Source organism: Natronomonas sp. (assembly GCF_046483325.1).
Taxonomy (GTDB): domain Archaea; phylum Halobacteriota; class Halobacteria; order Halobacteriales; family Haloarculaceae; genus Natronomonas.
Genome location: NZ_JAWODL010000049.1, coordinates 1 through 18043 on the forward strand (window position 1 = coordinate 1; position 18043 = coordinate 18043).

Consider the following 18043-nt stretch of genomic DNA (forward strand, 5'->3'; position numbering starts at 1 on the left):
ATCGGTGACGAGCGCTTGGACGGCCTCCCACCCGACCATTGGCCCGTCGTGACCGGCCCCGCCACCGCGGTCGACGTACACGACTAGCGTGCTCACAGGAGGTCCTTTTGTGGCGGTGCTCAAAAAGATTCAGGCGGTCGACGCGCTGTGGTTGGGGTCCACCTGAATCAAAAAGAGAGTCCCGCCCTTTAGGGCGGGCGTGAATCCGACACCCCACTTCACTCTGGGGTATCCTCCCTGACTTTCTTTTCATCTTCGAGGAGCAACCCTTCCCACGTCGTTCCACGGTGCTGCTTCAGTGTCTTCAAACGCCCGTGGAGTAGCGGAGGATCCCGGCTATCCCGCCGAACGCCGTCAGGAGCTGTTCGCCCTTCTCGAAGTCCGTGGAGATGAACTTCACGTCCGATCCGCGCTGTTCGGCCAGTTGCATGAGGTGGTCGATGGCGTCCTCGCGTTCGATGACCTCACCTTCCTGTCCGTTCTCGCAGGTATGTGTCGGCGTGCTCGCCCGCCGATCGACGAGTTCGTACTCGTCACGCTCGCCGCAGTCGTAGCTGACGACGTCCTGTCGGAGATCCTCGCTGATGAGGAGACGATCGACCGCGCCCATGACGAGGTTCTGTCGCGTCGCGTCGAACCCATAGGTCGCCTTTCCGCCGTCGTGGAGCTGCTCGAAGAACTCCTCCATCTCGGATTTGTCCTTCATCACCTCCGTTTCGGCCAGCACGTCTTCGGCGGCGTCGACGAGGTCGTACAGTCCCGACTCGTCCGTGTAGGAGACGTCGAACTTTCCGAGCACCATGTCGCCGACCTCGTGGTGGAGGTACTCGCCGTCGAGGAACTCGTCTTTCGTCGGCGACGGGCCACCGACCAACACGCCGTCCATCTCGTGGCGCTTCGGGACGAACAGATCGTTCGCCATACCGGCGACCTCCTGGTAGAAGTTGTCGATGGCTTCGAGGCGGAGGCGGGCGAACCGCTGGGCTGACTGGCCACCCTTTCGCTGCTTGCCGGGGACGAGCGAGGAGGCAGATTTGACCGGCTCGACGCGTTTACCCTTCAGCCAGCCGACGTTCGCTTCGCGTCGATCGAGAACGACGAGTCCGTACAGCCCCTTGTCGCCCAGCATCTCCTGTAGCGGCTCGGTCAGGAAGTGCGAATCGCAGTGATACCGGAACGACTCGATCGGGTCCGGCGGCGATTCGAGCACCTCCGTCACCATCGTCGTCTGTCCGCCGCCCGAATCGACCGCGCCCGAGAAGATGACCATCCCGTTTTCGGGCGGGTGTACGTCGTAGTACTTCAGTCGGTCTTTGATACTCTTCAAAGCGTCCTGTACCGCGGTCCGTGTCTGCTTGGACTTGATATTCGACGCCTCGCTGTGCTCCTGTGTGACGTGTGCGACCACGTCGCTTATCAGCCGATCCTCCGGCATATAGATCGAGACGAGTTGGGTTCCCGAACCCGAATAGTCGTCGAGCTCTTCGATCACCTTCTGGAACTCGTATTTTTGTTTGTCGGACGGCCCTCCGTCGTCTTCGCTCATTGGTGGTGGTTGATGCCGGGGCGGTAAAACTCCGTCCTTTGTCCGTCGGAAGCGAGACCCGGAGCCTGTCGGAGCGCTCAACCGTTGAGGCTGATGTACTTCGTCTCGATTATCCGGTCGTCCGCTTCGAGTTCCTGTCGCGCGTTCTCGGGAACTTCTTGATCGACGTTGTAGACGGTGAGCGCCTCGCCACCGTGGACTTCCCGGGCGTTGAACATCCCCGCGATGTTCACATCATACTTGCCCATCACGGTCCCGATGTGGCCGATAACGCCTGGCTCGTCGGTGTTGCGTGCGACCATCATCTGACCGCCGGGAATCGCGTCGACCCGGTAGCCGTCGATGCGAACGATGCGAGCGTCGTTGTCGGCGAACAGCGTGCCGCAGACGCCGATCTCGCTTTCGCCGTCACTGACGGTGACGGTGACGAGCGACTGGAAGTCCTCGGACTGCCGGCGTTTGGTTTCGGAGACTTCGATACCGCGTTCCTCGGCGATTCGGGGTGCGTTGACCGCGTTGACCTGCCACTCGAGCGGCTGGAAGACGCCCTTGAGCGCCGATGCGGTGACGATCTCGACGTCCTCCTCGGCGATATCGCCTTCGTAGGTGATCTCGACGCTCTCGACGCGGCTGTCGAGCAGTTGGACGGCGATCTTGCCGGCCGTCTCCGCGAGGCCGATGTAGGGTTCGACGCGGGGGAACGCCGACTCGTCCATCGACGGCGCGTTCAACGCGTTCATCACCGGCTCGTCGTTGAACGCGGCGAGCACCTGCTCGGCCGTCGATACCGCGACGTTCTCCTGGGCCGCTTCGGTCGACGCGCCGAGGTGCGGCGTGACGATGACGTCCTCGACGTCGAGCAGCGGGCTGTCCTCGGGGAGCGGCTCCTCCGCGAAGACGTCGAGGGCGCCCCCGGCGACGATGCCGTCCTCGACGGCCTCGGCGAGGGCAGCCTCGTCGATGATGCCACCTCGGGCACAGTTGACGACGTAGCCGCCCTCCATCTCGGCGAGTTCGGCCTCACCGATCATGTTCGCCGTCTCGGGCGTCAACGGAGTGTGGATCGTCAGCACGTCCGCGCGTTCGAGCGTCGTATCGAGATCAGCGAGTTCGGCTCCGAGTTGTTCGGCGCGCTCCTCGGAAATGTAGGGGTCGAACGCGACCAGGTCCATCCCGATCGAGTCGAGTTTCTTCGCGACTTCCTGACCTACGCGGCCGAGTCCGACGATACCGAGCGTCTTGCCGTTGAGTTCCGTCCCGAGGAATTCGCCTTTCGCCCACTCGCCCGCTTTGAGACGGGCGTGTGCCTGTGGGACGGAGCGCGCGGTGGCGAACGCCATCGCGACCGTGTGTTCGGCGGCCGCCCGGACGTTACCTTCCGGCGCGTTCGCGACGATGACGCCCTGGTCCGTCGCCGCCTCGATATCGATGTTGTCCACGCCGATCCCGGCGCGACCGACGATGACGAGGTCGGATGCGGCTTCGAGTACCTCGCGCGTCACCTCGGTCCCGGAACGAACGATGAGTGCGTTGGCGTCCGCGACGACGTCGAGCAGTTCGTCGCCGTCGACGTCGTAGGCCGTAACGACCTGGTGGTCGGTGTCCCGGAGGACGTCGAGCCCGGCATCCGCGATGGGGTCCGTGACCAGTACCTTCATGGGCGTATTCTCCGGTTCGGTAGGGATAACGCTTTCTTCATCGATTCGCAAAAACGGCGCGAGGCGACGGATTTGATACATATATGTGTCTATATATGGTATACTGACTCAATATTTAGACAACCTCGTGTATCATCGCGTTTTCGATCGTCGGAACGTGTCGATCACCTGTTGGGACAGTAGACCCTTTTGCGAGGCCTGCGATACCCCTCGTATGGCTTTCGAGCTCGGGGTGACTACCGTGGGCGGACTCGCCATCCTGTGTTCGATCGTCGCGAGCGCCTTCCTTTCGAGCAGCGAACTGGCCTTCTTTTCGCTGGCCCGCCACCGAATCGACGCGCTTGCCGTGGAAGGTACGCCGGGCGGGCGAGCGCTCGCCACCCTCCGATCGGGTCGAGATCGGTCCGGTCTCGTTGACAGTGCTCGACGCGACTGAGACGCGACTTCGGCGGATTCGGATCGAGTGGCGCGAGCGAACCGACTGCTCGGCTCCTCGATCGAGTACGATAACCCCTATGACCCCCCGCGACGCAGGACGAGTATGCTCATCGCGTTCGACTTCGACGGGACGCTCTCGGATTCTGAGATGACGGTCCTGCTCGGCGAGGAAGCCGGCGTCGCAGAGGAGATCGACGAGATCACCGAACGGGCGATGAACGACGAGATATCCTACGCCGAAAGCCTCTATGCCCGTGCGGAACTGCTCGACGGTCTGAGAGAGACCCGCGTCGAGGCGGCCTTCGACCGCGTCGCGTTGCGCTCCGGCAGCGCCGACGTGATCGAGGCGCTCTCGGAAGCCGGCCACCGCGTCGCGATTCTGACTGGCGGCTTCGATCGAGGCGTCGAGAAGGCGCTCGACGCGGCGGGAACCTCGGTCGATACGATCGTCGCCAACCGACTCCCGATCCGAAACGGGAAGCTGACCGGAAACGCCGAGGGACCGCTCATCGAGGGGACGAAAGACGACGCGCTCGCGGATCTCGCCGAGGAACTCGGCGTCCCGATGGCCGACACCGTCGCGATCGGCGACGGTGCGAACGACCTCCCGATGCTCGAAGTCGCGGGTCTCGCGGTCGGATACGAGCCGAAACCCGCCGTCGAACCACACTGTGACGTGCTCGTCTCCTCGATGGCGGAACTTCGAGAGGTTCTGGAAGTAGAAGGCGTGCTGTAGTCTCGCCGTCGAGTGTGGGCGTCTGACGCAGCTTTATTCCGATCGAAGCTGTTGGAAATGGATAATGAACGTCCTCCGAATCGCGTTCGCGCCGCTGTATCTGCTTGCCGATTGGGTCAACGACAATCCGATCAGCACGCTCGGTGTGCTCATCGCCCTCGGCGCGCTCGTCGCGTTGTTCGTTGCAGCGGCGTTCGGCAGCGGTGTCGCGCCGAGCAGCCTCGTGTTCGATTCGACGACAGCAGAACGGTTCGCAGCGACCGCGCTCGAACGACCCGCCTACATCGTGGCCGTCGCCGTCGGGCTCGCGATGGGGTTCTTTTACGACGGATAGCCCCGCGGTCCTCGCCTCAGTTCGTCGCCGTCTCGATCGCTTGATCGAGGTCCTCGATGATTCGATCCGTGTCCTCCAGCCCTACTGACAGCCGGATCAGATCGTCCGTCACGCCGCTGGCCTGCTTTTCCTCGTCGGTGAGCTGTTGGTGTGTGGTCGACGCCGGGTGGATGATGAGCGTCTTCGCGTCGCCGACGTTCGCGAGCAGACTCGCCAGTTCGACGTTGTTGACCGCCCCTTTGGCGGCCTCGTAGCCGTCCTCGAGGCCGAACGCGATCATACCGCCGTAGCCGCCGTCGAGGTACTTGGTCGCTTCCTCGTGTGTCTCGTGGTCCTCGAGACCGGGGTATGTGACCCACGACGTCTCGGGGTGGTCCTGCAGGAACTCCGCGACGGCCATGGCGTTCTCGCAGTGGCGCTCCATCCGCATCGGAAGCGATTCGAGACCCTGAATCGTCGCCCACGCGTCGAACGGCGCTTGCTGGTTGCCGAGGTCGCGGAGGCCGCGCGTGCGTGCGGCATAGGCGAAGGCGGCCTCGCCGAATACTTCGGAGAAGTTGATCCCGTGGTAGGCGGGGTTCGGTTTGGCGACTTCGGGGAATCGATCGGCGTGTTCGTCCCACGGGAAGTTTCCGCCGTCGACGAGAATCCCGCCCAGCGTCGTCCCCGAGCCGTGGATCCACTTCGTCGTCGAGTTCCACACGAGGTTCACGCCGTGTTCGATCGGCTGACAGAGCGCGGGCGTCGCGAAGGTGTTGTCGACGAACAGCGGGACGCCCGCGGCCTCGGCGATTTCGGCGAGTCGCTCGAAGTCCGGCGTCACCAGGGCCGGGTTACCGATCGTCTCACAGTGGATGTAGGCGGTGTCCTCGTCGACCGCTTCCTCGTAGGCTTCGTAATCGAGCGTGTCGACGAACCGGGTTTCGACGCCCCGACGCTCGACAGTGTGGGAGAGGTACGTGTAGGTGCCGCCGTACAGCGACGACGCCGAGACGATGTTGTCGCCGGCGCTCGCGAGGATGAACGTCGCGAGGTCGAACGACGCCATCCCGGAGGCGGTGGCGAGCGCGGCGATGCCGCCCTCGAGCGTCGCGATGCGTTTTTCGAGCACCGCGTTCGTCGGGTTCATGATCCGCGAGTAGATGTTTCCGACCTCCTCCAGTCCGAAGAGGTTCGCCGCGTGCTCGGCGTCCTCGAACTCGTAGGACGTCGTCTGGTAGATCGGCGGCGCTCGCGCCCCCGTGGTCGGATCCGCCTCCTGGCCCGCGTGTAACGCGTTCGTGTAGAGATCGTCTCTGTCAAACATATGGTAGAGACGTGCGCGCTGTGGTGTTAATACCTGGTATCGATGGCAACCCTGTCCGATATCGGTGACGCTGTGTCGTCGCGGCCGCTCGAACCGATCGCGGCTCCCACGCCGAAGGCGACGAGAAAGACGATCACGAGCACCTGTCGGTCCGGACGGGGGCCGTCGGCGAGCGGGACGATCGCTGCGAGTGCGCCGACCACCAGCGCGTACCGAAGCCATCCCCGAACGACCGGGGGCTTCACGGGTCGTTTCGAATCCCGCGCCGATTATACGTGTCTGTGGGCGAGGGGTCCCCGAGGGTGGGTGTTCGAGCGCCCCGATCAGTCCGAAAAGAGACTTGTATGTACCGGCGCGAACTCGTCGCCCTCATCCCGTTCGACCGTATCGGAGACCGCCTTTCCGCGCACGCCGTCCTCGAGGAAGTCCGCGACCGGCGGGCCGACGCGGTCGGGTTCGACGAGGAACGCGTCGTGGCCGTGATCGGAGTCGATGACGTGGTGGGCGGTGTCGGCTCCGGTCTCGCGGAACGCCTCCGCGAGCGCCTCCGATTGCTCGACGGTGAAGTGCCAATCACCGGTAAAGGAGAGCAACAGCGCCTCGCCGTCGAACGCGGCCAGCGCGTCCGCGTCGTCGTCGTAGCCCGACGCGAGGTCGTAGTTGTCCATCGCCCGCGTGAGGTACAGATACGAGTTGGCGTCGAAGCGTTTCGCGAACTTCTCGCCCTGGTAATCGAGGTAGGACTCGACTTCCCGGTAGGGAAAGAAGCCGGCGGCGGGGTCCATCTGGAACGTGTCCCGACCGGCGTCCATGCCCGCCGAGCGCCGGCCGAACTTGTCGTCCATCGACGACTTCGAGAGGTACATCACGTGACCGATCTGGCGGGCGAGAGCGAGCCCCTCCGTCGGCGGCTCGTCCCCGTAGTAGTCGCCGCCGTTCCACTTCGGATCGGTGGTGATCGCTCGCTGGGCGATCGCGTCGAGGGCGAGACACTGCGGGTCGAGGCGGGCGGCGGCGGCGATCACGATGACGCGGTCGGCGTGATCCGGGTGGCGTTTGGCCCACTCTAAGACGTTCATCCCGCCGACGGAGCCGCCGACGACGGCGAGGAGGTTCGGGATACCGAGGTGATCGAGCAGGCGGCGTTGTGCGCGCGTCCAGTCGGTGACGGTCACCGCCGGAAACCGCGTTCCCCACGGCTCGTCGGTCTCGGGATCGATCGACGGTGGTCCGGACGAACCGTAGCACGATCCGGGGATATTGGCGCAGACGACGTAGTACTCGGTCGTGTCGACGGCCTTGCCCGGGCCGACGATGTCGTCCCACCAGGCGTGGGCCTGCCCCGCGGTGTCGGTGCGGCGGCGACCGCCGGCGACGTGTGCGCTTCCCGTGAGGGCGTGACAGACCAAGACGGCGTTATCCCCGGCGAACTCGCCGTAGGTCTCGTAGGCGATCTCGAGATCGGGGACCGATTCGCCGCACTCGAACGTGAACTCGCCCAGCGCCGCCGTTTCGGGGCCGTCGCTCATCGGTTCACCCCCTGTTCGATGTCGTTCACCGTGTTCCTCTCCGTCGTGTCGCTCATAGTGCCCCCTCGAGGTCAGCGATGATATCTTCCACGTTCTCGATGCCGATCGAAAGCCGGACCATCTCCGGGGCGACGCCCCCGGCGCGCTGTTCGGCCTCGCTCAGCTGGGCGTGCGTCGTCGAGGCCGGGTGGACGATCAGCGTCCGGGCGTCGCCGATGTTGGCGAGGAACTTCGCCACTGCAGTTTCCTCGCAGAGTCGCTTTGCGGCCTCGTAGCCCCCGTCGAGCCCGAGTGCGACCATGCCGCCGTAGCCACCGTCAAGATACTCGGTGGCAAGATCGTGCGTCTCGTGACCCGCCAAGCCGGGGTAGGCGACCCACGAGACGGCGGGGTGCTCAGTGAGGTGTTCGGCGACGGTCAGCGCATTCTCACAGTGGCGCTCCATCCGCAACGGAAGGGTCTCGACGCCCTGCATCGTCACCCACGCGTCGAATGGCGACTGCTGATCGCCGAGGCTGCGGGCCCCGCGCTGGCGGGCGGCCATCGTCAGCGCGCGGTCGCCGAAGCGCTCGGTGAACGTCACGCCGTCGAAGGCGGGGTTCGGGGCGGCGATCTCGGGGTACTTCTCGGGGTGCGATTCGAACGGAAAGGAGCCGTCCGTGACGAGGATGCCGCCGAGGGTCGTCCCCGAGCCGTGGATCCACTTCGTCGTCGAATTCCAGACGATGTTGGCACCGTATTCGAGGGGCCGACAGAGCGCAGGCGTCGCAAAGGTGTTGTCGACGAACAGCGGGACGTCCGCCTCGTGGGCCACCTCGGCGATCCGCTCGAACGGCGGCGTCACGAGCGACGGATTAGCGACCGTCTCGCAGTGGACGTAGGCCGTGTTCTCGTCGATGGCTTCGGCGTACGCCTCGGGGTCGAGCGTGTCGACGAACCGGGCCTCGATCCCGCGGCGGGCGGCGGTGTGCGAGAGGTACCCGTGGGTGCCGCCGTAGACGGATGCCGCGCAGACGACGTTGTCGCCGGCTTCGGCGAGGACCAGGGTCGCGGCGTCGAGCGCGCCCATTCCGGAGGCGGTGGCGAGCGCGTCGACGCCCCCTTCGAGCGAGGCGAGCCGCCTCTCGAGGGCGCGGACGGTCGGGTTGGAGATCCGCGAGTAGACGTTGCCCTCGTCCTCGAGCGCGTATCGTGCGGCCGCCGTCTCGGCGTCCGGAAATTCGTACGAGCTCGTCTGATAGATCGGCGGCGCGGCGGCCCCCGTCGCCGGGTCAGGTCCCTGTCCGACGTGGAGACACCGCGTGCCGAAGCCCAGCTGCTCCTCACTGTTCATGTATGTGGTGCATATCTCTCTACATATCTATAACTGCGAGTTACGGCAAGAATTGCCCGGCCGTTCTTCGACCGCTCAGATCCCGCGCCAGCCGGCGAGGCCGAGTGCGACGCCGATCCCTCCGAGAACGACCGCTGTATACAGGCGAACTACCGGTTCCTCGATCGAGACGTACGCGAGTGCCGCTACACCGAGGAACATCCCGCCAGCGACAATGAGAACCGTCTGGACCGCCCGATCGGGCGGTTCGACCGCCGGATCGGTGTCGACGCCCGCTTCGAGTCGGTCGAGCACGGCCTCGTGTTTCGATTCGGGAACGGCGAACAGCCGCGGAACGAACAGGCCCGTCCGTTCGACGTACGAGAGCCAGACCACGGTGTGGGTCCCGAGACGCACCGATCTGATACGCCGGAGACGCGCCAGCGGAACCTCCGTACGATTGATGATGAGGCGCGCGCCGTCGAGTTCCCCGCGCGTCGTGGCAACGGCGACGAGGATCGGCGAAAAGACGCAGGCGATGACGAGCCAGTAGACGATCTCGAACGGGACGCCCGCCACCACGAGTGCGAGAATGCTGACGGTCCCGACAGCCGTAGCGACCGAGACGCTCCGAACGGTGAACGGAAACCCCTCCGCCCCCGCGAATTCTGCGGGACTCGGCCGCTGATCGGGATCGGTGAGCATCGGCCACAGATACGCCAGCGAGAACGGCCCGCCGACGACGAGCAGTAGCAACAAAAACAGGCCGGCCCTCGACAGCAGCACTCCGGGGTTGGCGATCACGAACAGGAGTCCCGCGCCAACAAAGATCAATAACACACCGTCCAGCGCCGCCGGTGCGAGGTGGGCGACGACGCGAAGGGTCCGCGAGGTCGAGGCGTCGATCGACCACTCGGCGGAGGGCATGGTCGGGATACGGCGCGTTCTCGCTTAGTCCCGGCGCTTGACCTCGTGGCGACCGAAGCCGTACCGGAGCCGGTTCGCGAGTCGTCGGGAGAACTTGCCGTCCTCGACGCGCGAGTCGAAGCGCTCTCCGAGCGCCTCGTAGATCAGCGGCACGGCGACCTCCTGTTCGAGCGCCTCTTCGACGGTCCAGGTTCCAGTCGAGCCGCCCGCGATGTGGTCGTCCACGTCGCCGAGATCGTTCCCTTCCTCGCGGAACGCCTCCTCGCAGAGTTCGAGTAGCCACGAGCGGATCACCGCGCCGTTGTTCCACGTGCGGGCGACCGACTCCATATCGAGCTCGTATCGTCCCTCGCTGAGCAGTTCGAACCCCTCGCCGTACGCTTGCATGAGGGCGTACTCGACGCCGTTGTGGACCATCTTCACGTAGTGGCCCGAACCCTGCGATCCCATGCGGTCGTGGCCGTCGTGGCCGGTCGCGACGGCGTCGAATATCGGCACCATCTCCTCGTAGGCGTTCTCCGGGCCGCCGATCATAAGCGAGAAGCCGAGTTCCGCCCCCGCGGGCCCGCCCGACGTGCCGCAGTCGAGATACGCCGCCGAGAGGGACTCACCGCGGTCGATCGACCGCTCGAAGTGCGAGTTGCCGCCGTCGACGACGACGTCGTCGCCGTCGAGCAGCGGGTCGAGTTCCGCGAGCGTCGCGTCCACGGCGTCGCCCGCCGGCACCATCAGCCAGATCCGCTTGTTCTCGGGGAGCGTTTCGACGAGATCCTCGATCGAGTCGGCCGGCGTCGCGCCGGCGTTCGCGGCCGCTTCGACCGCGTCCGAATCGAGATCGAACGCGACCACGTCGTGGCCGTCGTCCAGCACGCGGTCGACGACGATCCGTCCCATCCTGCCGAGACCGATCACACCCAGTTGCATACCGGTGGGTCACGGGGCCGATAAGTGAGGGTTGTGATTCTGGAAGCGGCCGGTCTCGACGTCGACCTTCCGAATCGACCGTCTCTCACGATGTGAGTACCTCCTCCGGCAGTTCGCTCACAGCCGAAACGCCTCGAGTGTTCTATACTCCGGCCCCTCGGCGGCCAGCGTGCTCTCCTTGAGCCGGAGTTCGTCGATGTGAACGGGTCCGACCTCCGGAGTCGCCTCGCGAAGAAACGCCTGTACCTCCGCCTTCGCGGCCGCGTCCTCCATCCGGGCGAGCGTGACGTGCGGTGTAAACTCGTGCGTTTCCGCGTCGTAGCCGAGTCGCGTCGTTTCGGCTTCGAGGCGGTCGTGCAGTTCGGTTAGCGGTTCCGTGCCCCGGCCGACACCCAGCCACACGACGCGAATGTACTCCGGGGAGGGGAACGCGCCGACGCGATCGAAGGTGACGTCGAACGGTTCGACTCCCGCCCCGTCGATGGCCGCTTCGATCGCGTCCGAAAGGGCATCGAGATCGTGGTCGCCGTCGCCGAGAAACTTCATCGTCAGGTGGGCGTTCGCGGGGCTTGTAAGACGGAGTCCCCGGAGCCCCGAGAGCGGTGCCTGGAGCCGTTCGATCGCCTCGGTGGGCTCGTCGATATCGACGCTAACGAACAGTCGCATACGCCGTCTTCGCGCCCATCGAAGATAAAATTCGCCGCCGGTACACACCCGCGGTACGCTTTTGTTCGCGCCCCGAAACCGTCGGGTATGCCATTCAGTCCCGATGCGGTGAAGACGGTCACCGTCGATTCGTACGGAACGCTCGTCGATCCCTCTGCGGCCGTCGACGCGCTCGACGATCACGTCGAGAACACCGACTCGATCTCGGATCTCTGGCGGACGAAGTCGATCGAGTACACGATGGTCGGCAACTTCGTCGACGCCTACCAGCCCTTCTACGACATGAACCGCGACGCGCTCCGCTATGCGCTCGCCGTTCACGGGGTCGACCTCGACGACGAAACCGTCGAAGAGATCCTCGCCGTCTACCACGAACTGGAGGTGTTCGACGACGTTCGGGACGGCATCGAACGGCTCATCGACGGCGGTTATCCGGTGTATGTGGTCTCGAACGGTAACCCGGAGATGCTCGATTCGATGATCGACCACGCGGAGATCGGCGACCTCGTCGAGGACGCGATAAGCGCCCACGAAGTTCAGACGTTCAAACCCGACGCCGAGATCTATCGCCACGCCGCCGCGAGAACGGGGACGCCGATCGAATCGATCGCCCACGTCGCCGGCCCACCGTTCGATATCCAGGGATCCAAACACGCCGGCATGCAGGGCGTCCGACTCGACCGAACCGGCGATCCGTGGGGAACGTTCGGCGCGGAGCCGGATCTGACCGTCGAGAGCTTCTACGAGTTCGCGGACGCATTGGGCGTGTGAGCCGAGCGGATCGGACGCGCCGCTGATGAGCGACGCCCGCCGCCACACCGCTTCGATGAGTTGCATACTAACCGGCGGCCAGACGGCCCATGACCTGAACGACGGCCGGCGGTCCGCCGGGGCGAGAGCGCGGCGTACGGACCGTCGAACGGGAGCGCCGCCAGTTCGCAATCGAGCGATCGCTTGGGGAGCCTCGCCGCCACTCGGGGCGCTCGTTCGTCGACGCCGACCCGCGTTCGAGACCGGGGCTGGATGGCGCCGAACGCCACCGGGACCCCGTCAACTGAGCCCGGGTTCGTCAGTCGAGACCGAGTATCCCCCGCGCCTGCGACGGACTCGCGACCTCTCGTTCCAACGTGTGGGCCAACTCGGCGACGCGCGCGACGAGCTGTTCGTTCCCGGTCGCTAACTCCCCGCGGCGGTAGTAGACGTTATCCTCGAGTCCGACGCGGACGTGCCCGCCCAGTATCGTCCCGAGCGCAGCGAACGGCAGTTGGTGCTGTCCGAACCCGAGCGTGTTGAAAAGCGCACCCTCGGGGAGGTTTCGGATCGAGTGTAGCAGGTTCTCCGGCGTGGGACGAGAGAGCGTGCCGCCGCCGAAGATCAGCGTCGCGTACACCGGTTCGGCGACGTCTCGCCGCTCCAGGAACCCGTACACCTCGTTGATGTGGCCGCCGTTGAACACCTCCAGTTCGGGTTTGATACCGCGGTCGCACATCTCCCCGTGGAGGCTATCGACCAGCGCCCGCGTGTTCTCGCTCGTGAGGTGGTCGTACCTGTTCAGCGGGCCCATGTCGAGCGAGGCCATCTCCGGCGGCGGATCGGTCCGAAGCGGCAGGTGCCGTGTGTCGTCTGGGGCCGCGGTTCCGCCCGTCGAGTGCTGGATGATCACGTCGTCGGTGTACCGGCGAACAGCGTCGTCGATCTCCTGAAACCGCTCGGTTTCGAAGGCGCGCTCGCCGTTCGGCGCGCGCGCGTGAAGGTGGACCACGGCCGCGCCCGCCTTCTCGGCGGCGGCGGCCGCCCGCCCGATCTCCTCGGGGGATTCCGGAAGCGCGGGATTCGCCTCCTTGCCGTGGACGCCACCCGTCAGCGCCGCAGTAATAATGAGCGGCTCGCCGGAGAGATACGCCTCGTAGCCCACGCTCACAGCCCCTCGTGACGGCGGTATATCTCGCAATCATCGGCGTGTCGCAGGTCGTATCGATCGTTGCAGACGTCGGCTCGCATCGGCTCGACGAACGTCTCATCGGCGGCACAGTAGGCTCGCGCTACGTCGAACGTCTCTCCGTCGGCCTCGCTGCGGTACTCCAGATACGGACACGTCATGGAGCTACTCCGACGCCATCACAGTTAATTATAATTTTATTTATATTTATAGGTTGGATCGATGACATTTTCTATCTGCACGGTAATCAACCGAACGATTTTAGCGCCGGCATCCGTGGTACGTTTTGTATTACCATGTCCGAATCTCCACCGAACGTTCGGCCACCGACACCGGAAGAGATCCGCGAACTCGCCGCCAAACACCACATCGACCTCTCCGATGACGAAATCGCCGACTTCGAGACCGTGATCGCCGGGCTCTTGCAGGGGTACGAGCGGCTCGACGTCCTCCCCGATCCGAAACCCGCCGTCGCCTACCACGAGCGCGATCCGGGGTACAAACCGGGACCCGAGGAGGACCCACTCAACGCCTTCGTGACCAAATGCGAGGTACGCGGCGCCGACGATGGGCCGCTCGCCGACTACGAGGTCGGTCTGAAGGACAACGTCTCGGTCGCGGGCGTCGAGATGACGCTCGGCTCGAAGCTCTTCGAGGGGTACGTCCCGTCGACCGACGCGACGATCGTCACCCGGTTGCTCGACGCCGGTGCGACGATCACCGCGAAGCTCAACATGGAGGACATGGCCCTCTCGGGCAGCGGCGAGCTCTCGGCGACGGGTCCGGTGCTTAACCCCCGCGACGAGGGCCACATCGCGGGCGGTTCCTCGAGCGGTAGCGCGGCCGCGGTCGCCGCCGGCGAGGTCGACGTCGCGATCGGCGGCGATCAGGGCGGTTCGATCCGAATACCGGCCTCCTGGAGCGGCATCGTCGGCCACAAGCCGACCCACGGCCTCGTCCCCTACACCGGCGTCGCGGGGCTCGGGCGCTCGTTCGATCACGCCGGCCCGATGTGTTCGACCGTCGAAGACTGCGCCCGCGTCCTCGACGTCATCGCCGGGGCCGACGGTCTCGACCCCAGACAGGGCACGGTCCCGACGCAGGACTACCACGGCGCGCTCGAAACCGATCCCGATCCGGCGGATTTGACCGTCGGCGTCCTCGAGGAGGGGTTCGGCCACGAACAGAGCGAGTCAGGGGTCGACGAGACCGTCCGCGGCGCCCTCGATTCGCTGGCGGACGCGGGTGCTGAGGTCCGCGAGGTCTCGGTCCCGATGCACCTCGACGGACTCCCGATCTGGAACGCGATCGGGCTCGAGGAGATCGCCGCGACGGTCGACGCCGAGTGCGTCGGCCACTACGCGAGCGGCTTCTACGACACCCAGTTCGCCGACGCCTTCGGGCGCGCCCGGCGCGCGCAGGCGGACGACTACCTCACGACGATGAAACTCTCTCTCATCGCCGGGGAGTACCTCTCGGAGAAATACCGCGGGCACTATCACGCGAAAGCGCACAACCTGAGCCGAAAGCTCGCTGGCGAGTACGACGACGCGCTCGAATCCGTGGACGTGTTGGCCATGCCGACGACGCCGCAGACGGCCCACGAACTCGACCGGTCGATCTCACGGTTGGAGGTCATGGACCGCGCGCTCAATATGCTTCCCAACACGGCTCCCTACGACAACACCGGCCACCCGGCGATCAGCGTCCCGGCCGGGACGGCGGACGGGCTCCCGGTCGGGCTGATGCTCGTGGGCGACGCGTTCGACGACGCGACCGTACTCCGGAGCGCCCACGTCGCCGAGCAACAGCTGGACGTCTCGCTCTGACGAATCGTTCCGACCCTGGCGCGGTATCGGCGTGTCCACGACGACGGGGAACCCTCCACCTGCCCTCGCTTCCGCTTTTCGTCGACCATCCGGCGGCGAACGGTTCATCGCGTGTCTCGGGGTCGATCCCTCGGCCGTCGGCCACCTGCTCGCTCGGCGGCGGGTGCGGGAGCGTCCAGTACGAACTGTTCGGACACCACTCGATCCCGAATCCCGCCCTCATCGCGTGCGCGCTGCTCTCGGTCGGCCTCGCGGTCGGCGCGCTCCGGGAGCGAGCGCGCCCGGGATCACCGAACGGCGCGGATCACCTCGAGCAGTTCGTCGCGATAGCGGACCCGATCGATCGCCGGCGTCCGACCCGTCGATAGCGGTTCGAAGAGCGCCTCCAACCCGTGGGTCGGATACGCGCCGCCGGCGATACGGAACGACTCGTCGGTCACCCACACGGCGAGCCATCCCTCCGCGTCGATCCGATTCGGGCCATCCGCGGACGTGACCGGCAGATGCGCGGTGAACATCCGAAGCCGGGCTCGGTCTCCCGATTCGGTTCGAATCCGTTCGCTCCGTTCGCTTTCGACGCCGCCGAACCCCCGCGCTTCGAGTTCGGCGACGAACGTCCGACGCGCCCGCCTCGCGACGGTCGGCCGGATCGACGCCGGCCCGACCATCGGTGCCAGCGGCGGTCGAAACGACAGCGCCGTCGCGAAGAAAAAGCGCCACGACCCGTCGCCGTCCCCTTCGACGATCCGGTCGTCGCCCCCCGCGTCGTCGCCGAGTAACCCCTCCACCCCGGCCGCTTCGATCGCCGATCGCAGATCGGAATCGTCGTACAGCAGCGTGTGACCGGTCACGTCCATACCGGGCATCCGAAAGACCGTCTTTCGACTTTTCGATCGCAGTTCCCAGCCGGATTCGACGAGTCGGTCGTGCGGAACCGACGGATAGCCGTCCGCGTTCTCAGTCACGGGATCTCCCCCCGTGCGTTGCCGAATCTCCGGAGCATATTTCCGGTTGTGGCTTCGGCAGTATGAATCTGTGCGACGAATTCACTGGGCGTCGACGACGGCGACGCCGGCGAGGTTGACGATGTCTTTGACCTCGTCGCCGCGCTGAAGGACGTGGACGGGTTTGTCCATGCCGACGAGCATCGGGCCGATGGCCTCCGCGCCGCCGAGGCGCTGGAGCAGTTTGTACGCGATGTTGCCCGCCTCCAGGTTCGGAAAGACCAACACGTTCGCGGGGCCGTCGAGTTCCGCGAAGGGGTAATCCTCGGTCAGCATCTCCTCGACGACGGCGGTGTCGGCCTGCATCTCGCCGTCGACCGGGAAATCGACCGCCGGATCCTCACGTAGCCGTCGCGCCGCCTCTCGCGGTTTGTACGTCCCCTCGTTGTCGACCGTCCCGAAGTCCGAGTACGACAGCATCGCCACGTTCGGATCGACGTTGAACTGTCGGGCGAGATCCGCGGTGTGTCTGGCGACCTCCGCGAGCACGCGCTCGTCCGGTGCCTGGTTGACGGTGGCGTCGGCGACGAAGACGACGCGGTTTTTGAACGTCAACATGTACACCCCGGCGGCGTACTCCGACTCCTCGTCCGTGCCGATGATCTGCAGCGGCGGCCGCAGTGCCGTCGGATAATGGTTCGTGAGTCCCGTCAGCATGGCGTCGGCGTCGCCCAGCTCCACCATCACGCTCGCCAGGTAGTTGCCGTTGTGGACCAGCCCTTCCGCCTCGCGTCGAGTGACGCCCTTTCGCTGGCGGAGTTCGTACAATCGGTCGGCGTACGGTGACAGTTCGTCGCTCACCGGATCGACGATCTCGGGATCGAAATCGAGGCCGAGGTCGGCTAATTGCTCCCAGATCGATCGCTTGTCGCCGATGAGGATCGGTTCGGCGATCGACTGTTCGACCAACTGGTAGGCCGCCCTGATCATCTTCTCGTCGTCGCCCTCGGCGAGGACGAGGCGTTTGGGGTCGCTTTTGGCTTTATTCAGCACGACGCGCATCATCTCTCGGGATTTGCCCAACCGCGCCTCCAGTTCCTCGCGATACGCGTCGAGGTCGATCTCTTTACGCGCCACGCCGCTGTCGATCGCGGCCTTCGCCACGGCCCCCGACACGTCGAACAGCACCCGTGAATCGAGGGGTTTGGGGATGATGTACTCGGGGCCGAACCGGAGGGGCTGGTCGCCGTAGGCTTTGACGACGGCGTCGGGGACGTCCTGTTTGGCGAGGTCGGCGAGCGCCTCGGCGGCGGCGACTTTCATCGCCTCGTTGATCTCGGTCGCCCGGACATCGAGCGCCCCACGGAAGATGAACGGGAACCCGAGCACGTTGTTGACCTGATTCGGGTAATCCGAGCGCCCCGTCGCCATGATCACCGTGTCATCGCGCGCCTGTTTTGCATCCTCGTAGCTGATCTCGGGATCGGGGTTCGCCATCGCGAAAATGATCGGATCGTCGGCCATCGAGCGGACCATCTCCTCGGAGACGATCCCGCCGACCGACAGCCCGACGAACACGTCCGCGCCCTCGATCGCATCGGACAGGTCGCCGCCCGACCCCGAACTCGCGAACTCCCGCTTGAACTCGTTGATGTTACCGGCTTCCGCGCGTTCCTCGGTGATGATTCCCGAGGAGTCACACATGGTGATGTTGTCCCGATCGGCGCCGAGCGTGACGTAAAACCGCGCCGTCGCGATGGCCGACGCCCCGGCGCCGGAGAAGACGATCTGGAGTTCGTCGAGCGATTTGCCGGCGATTTCGGTGGCGTTGAGCAGCGCGGCCCCCGAGATGATCGCGGTGCCGTGTTGATCGTCGTGGAACACCGGGATGTCCATCTCTTCGCGAAGGCGTGCCTCGATCTCGAAACACTCCGGCGCTTTGATGTCCTCGAGGT

At 65.4% G+C, this 18043-nt stretch carries 18 protein-coding genes; 5 read left to right on the forward strand and 13 right to left on the reverse strand.

All coding sequences use genetic code 11. The annotated features are described in order from the left end of the window. Positions 1–304: 304 nt before the first annotated feature. A complete protein-coding gene (gene prf1 / locus R6U53_RS14230) occupies positions 305–1546 on the reverse strand; it encodes a peptide chain release factor aRF-1 (RefSeq protein WP_410323034.1) in 1242 nt (413 codons plus the stop codon). Positions 1547–1623: 77 nt separating this feature from the next. Next, positions 1624–3204, reverse strand: a complete 1581-nt coding sequence (gene serA, locus R6U53_RS14235) for a phosphoglycerate dehydrogenase (protein ID WP_410323035.1) — start codon at positions 3202–3204, stop codon at positions 1624–1626. Between the two features lie 214 nt (positions 3205–3418). On the opposite strand from serA, the gene R6U53_RS14240 reads away from it, so the two are divergent. The 3 genes from R6U53_RS14240 to R6U53_RS14250 all read left to right on the forward strand — a co-directional run bounded on the left by R6U53_RS14240 (position 3419) and on the right by R6U53_RS14250 (position 4712). After that, the gene (locus R6U53_RS14240; protein WP_410323036.1) at positions 3419–3640 is read left to right on the forward strand and encodes a CNNM domain-containing protein; all 222 of its coding nucleotides are present in this window, start codon (positions 3419–3421) and stop codon (positions 3638–3640) included. A gap of 105 nt (positions 3641–3745) precedes the next feature. After that, positions 3746–4378 carry a phosphoserine phosphatase SerB gene (gene serB / locus R6U53_RS14245; RefSeq protein ID WP_410323037.1) on the forward strand — a complete coding sequence of 211 codons (633 nt, stop codon included), beginning with the start codon at positions 3746–3748 and terminating at the stop codon, positions 4376–4378. Between the two features lie 64 nt (positions 4379–4442). Then, positions 4443–4712 carry a hypothetical protein gene (locus tag R6U53_RS14250; RefSeq protein WP_410323038.1) on the forward strand — a complete coding sequence of 90 codons (270 nt, stop codon included), beginning with the start codon at positions 4443–4445 and terminating at the stop codon, positions 4710–4712. A gap of 16 nt (positions 4713–4728) precedes the next feature. Here R6U53_RS14250 and R6U53_RS14255 read toward each other — a convergent pair whose 3' ends face one another. The 7 genes from R6U53_RS14255 to thpR all read right to left on the reverse strand — a co-directional run bounded on the left by R6U53_RS14255 (position 4729) and on the right by thpR (position 11376). Beyond that, positions 4729–6018: an O-acetylhomoserine aminocarboxypropyltransferase/cysteine synthase family protein gene (locus R6U53_RS14255; RefSeq protein WP_410323039.1), complete on the reverse strand. Its 1290-nt coding sequence runs from the start codon at positions 6016–6018 to the stop codon at positions 4729–4731. A gap of 26 nt (positions 6019–6044) precedes the next feature. After that, positions 6045–6263: a hypothetical protein gene (locus R6U53_RS14260; RefSeq protein ID WP_410323040.1), complete on the reverse strand. Its 219-nt coding sequence runs from the start codon at positions 6261–6263 to the stop codon at positions 6045–6047. 78 nt (positions 6264–6341) lie between these two features. Continuing rightward, the gene (gene metX / locus R6U53_RS14265) at positions 6342–7547 is read right to left on the reverse strand and encodes a homoserine O-acetyltransferase (protein WP_410323041.1); all 1206 of its coding nucleotides are present in this window, start codon (positions 7545–7547) and stop codon (positions 6342–6344) included. A 52-nt stretch (positions 7548–7599) separates the two neighbouring features. Then, a complete protein-coding gene (locus R6U53_RS14270; protein WP_410323042.1) occupies positions 7600–8880 on the reverse strand; it encodes an O-acetylhomoserine aminocarboxypropyltransferase/cysteine synthase family protein in 1281 nt (426 codons plus the stop codon). 75 nt (positions 8881–8955) lie between these two features. After that, a complete protein-coding gene (locus R6U53_RS14275; RefSeq protein ID WP_410323043.1) occupies positions 8956–9786 on the reverse strand; it encodes a hypothetical protein in 831 nt (276 codons plus the stop codon). Positions 9787–9810: 24 nt separating this feature from the next. Continuing rightward, a complete protein-coding gene (gene gnd / locus R6U53_RS14280; protein ID WP_410323044.1) occupies positions 9811–10710 on the reverse strand; it encodes a phosphogluconate dehydrogenase (NAD(+)-dependent, decarboxylating) in 900 nt (299 codons plus the stop codon). Positions 10711–10827: 117 nt separating this feature from the next. Next, positions 10828–11376 carry an RNA 2',3'-cyclic phosphodiesterase gene (thpR, locus tag R6U53_RS14285; protein WP_410323045.1) on the reverse strand — a complete coding sequence of 183 codons (549 nt, stop codon included), beginning with the start codon at positions 11374–11376 and terminating at the stop codon, positions 10828–10830. Positions 11377–11463: 87 nt separating this feature from the next. On the opposite strand from thpR, the gene R6U53_RS14290 reads away from it, so the two are divergent. Next, the gene (locus R6U53_RS14290; RefSeq protein ID WP_410323046.1) at positions 11464–12147 is read left to right on the forward strand and encodes a haloacid dehalogenase type II; all 684 of its coding nucleotides are present in this window, start codon (positions 11464–11466) and stop codon (positions 12145–12147) included. Positions 12148–12445: 298 nt separating this feature from the next. Here the strand turns inward: R6U53_RS14290 and R6U53_RS14295 are convergent, their stop codons facing one another. Further along, positions 12446–13291 (reverse strand): 3-keto-5-aminohexanoate cleavage protein, encoded by an 846-nt coding sequence (locus tag R6U53_RS14295; protein WP_410323051.1) that lies wholly within the window; start codon positions 13289–13291, stop codon positions 12446–12448. Between the two features lie 2 nt (positions 13292–13293). Beyond that, positions 13294–13476, reverse strand: a complete 183-nt coding sequence (locus tag R6U53_RS14300) for a hypothetical protein (RefSeq protein WP_410323047.1) — start codon at positions 13474–13476, stop codon at positions 13294–13296. 135 nt (positions 13477–13611) lie between these two features. Between R6U53_RS14300 and R6U53_RS14305 the strand changes: the two genes are divergently transcribed. Continuing rightward, positions 13612–15144 carry an amidase gene (locus R6U53_RS14305; protein ID WP_410323048.1) on the forward strand — a complete coding sequence of 511 codons (1533 nt, stop codon included), beginning with the start codon at positions 13612–13614 and terminating at the stop codon, positions 15142–15144. Positions 15145–15431: 287 nt separating this feature from the next. Here the strand turns inward: R6U53_RS14305 and R6U53_RS14310 are convergent, their stop codons facing one another. Together R6U53_RS14310 and R6U53_RS14315 are read right to left on the reverse strand one after the other, a co-directional pair. After that, complete coding sequence (locus tag R6U53_RS14310; RefSeq protein WP_410323049.1) at positions 15432–16109, reverse strand: hypothetical protein; 678 nt, start codon at positions 16107–16109, stop codon at positions 15432–15434. Positions 16110–16190: 81 nt separating this feature from the next. Then, positions 16191–18043 (reverse strand): NADP-dependent malic enzyme (locus R6U53_RS14315; RefSeq protein ID WP_410323050.1); only part of this gene is annotated, 1853 nt, incomplete at its 5' end.

Bases quoted from the DNA above. Each gene is read 5' to 3' on its own strand.
- prf1 (WP_410323034.1), bottom strand. From the start codon at position 1,546: ATGAGCGAAGACGACGGAGGGCCGTCCGACAAACAAAAATACGAGTTC.
- serA (WP_410323035.1), bottom strand. From the start codon at position 3,204: ATGAAGGTACTGGTCACGGACCCCATCGCGGATGCCGGGCTCGACGTC.
- R6U53_RS14240 (WP_410323036.1), top strand. From the start codon at position 3,419: ATGGCTTTCGAGCTCGGGGTGACTACCGTGGGCGGACTCGCCATCCTG.
- serB (WP_410323037.1), top strand. From the start codon at position 3,746: ATGCTCATCGCGTTCGACTTCGACGGGACGCTCTCGGATTCTGAGATG.
- R6U53_RS14250 (WP_410323038.1), top strand. From the start codon at position 4,443: ATGAACGTCCTCCGAATCGCGTTCGCGCCGCTGTATCTGCTTGCCGAT.
- R6U53_RS14255 (WP_410323039.1), bottom strand. From the start codon at position 6,018: ATGTTTGACAGAGACGATCTCTACACGAACGCGTTACACGCGGGCCAG.
- metX (WP_410323041.1), bottom strand. From the start codon at position 7,547: ATGAGCGACGGCCCCGAAACGGCGGCGCTGGGCGAGTTCACGTTCGAG.
- R6U53_RS14270 (WP_410323042.1), bottom strand. From the start codon at position 8,880: ATGAACAGTGAGGAGCAGCTGGGCTTCGGCACGCGGTGTCTCCACGTC.
- R6U53_RS14275 (WP_410323043.1), bottom strand. From the start codon at position 9,786: ATGCCCTCCGCCGAGTGGTCGATCGACGCCTCGACCTCGCGGACCCTT.
- gnd (WP_410323044.1), bottom strand. From the start codon at position 10,710: ATGCAACTGGGTGTGATCGGTCTCGGCAGGATGGGACGGATCGTCGTC.
- thpR (WP_410323045.1), bottom strand. From the start codon at position 11,376: ATGCGACTGTTCGTTAGCGTCGATATCGACGAGCCCACCGAGGCGATC.
- R6U53_RS14290 (WP_410323046.1), top strand. From the start codon at position 11,464: ATGCCATTCAGTCCCGATGCGGTGAAGACGGTCACCGTCGATTCGTAC.
- R6U53_RS14300 (WP_410323047.1), bottom strand. From the start codon at position 13,476: ATGACGTGTCCGTATCTGGAGTACCGCAGCGAGGCCGACGGAGAGACG.
- R6U53_RS14305 (WP_410323048.1), top strand. From the start codon at position 13,612: ATGTCCGAATCTCCACCGAACGTTCGGCCACCGACACCGGAAGAGATC.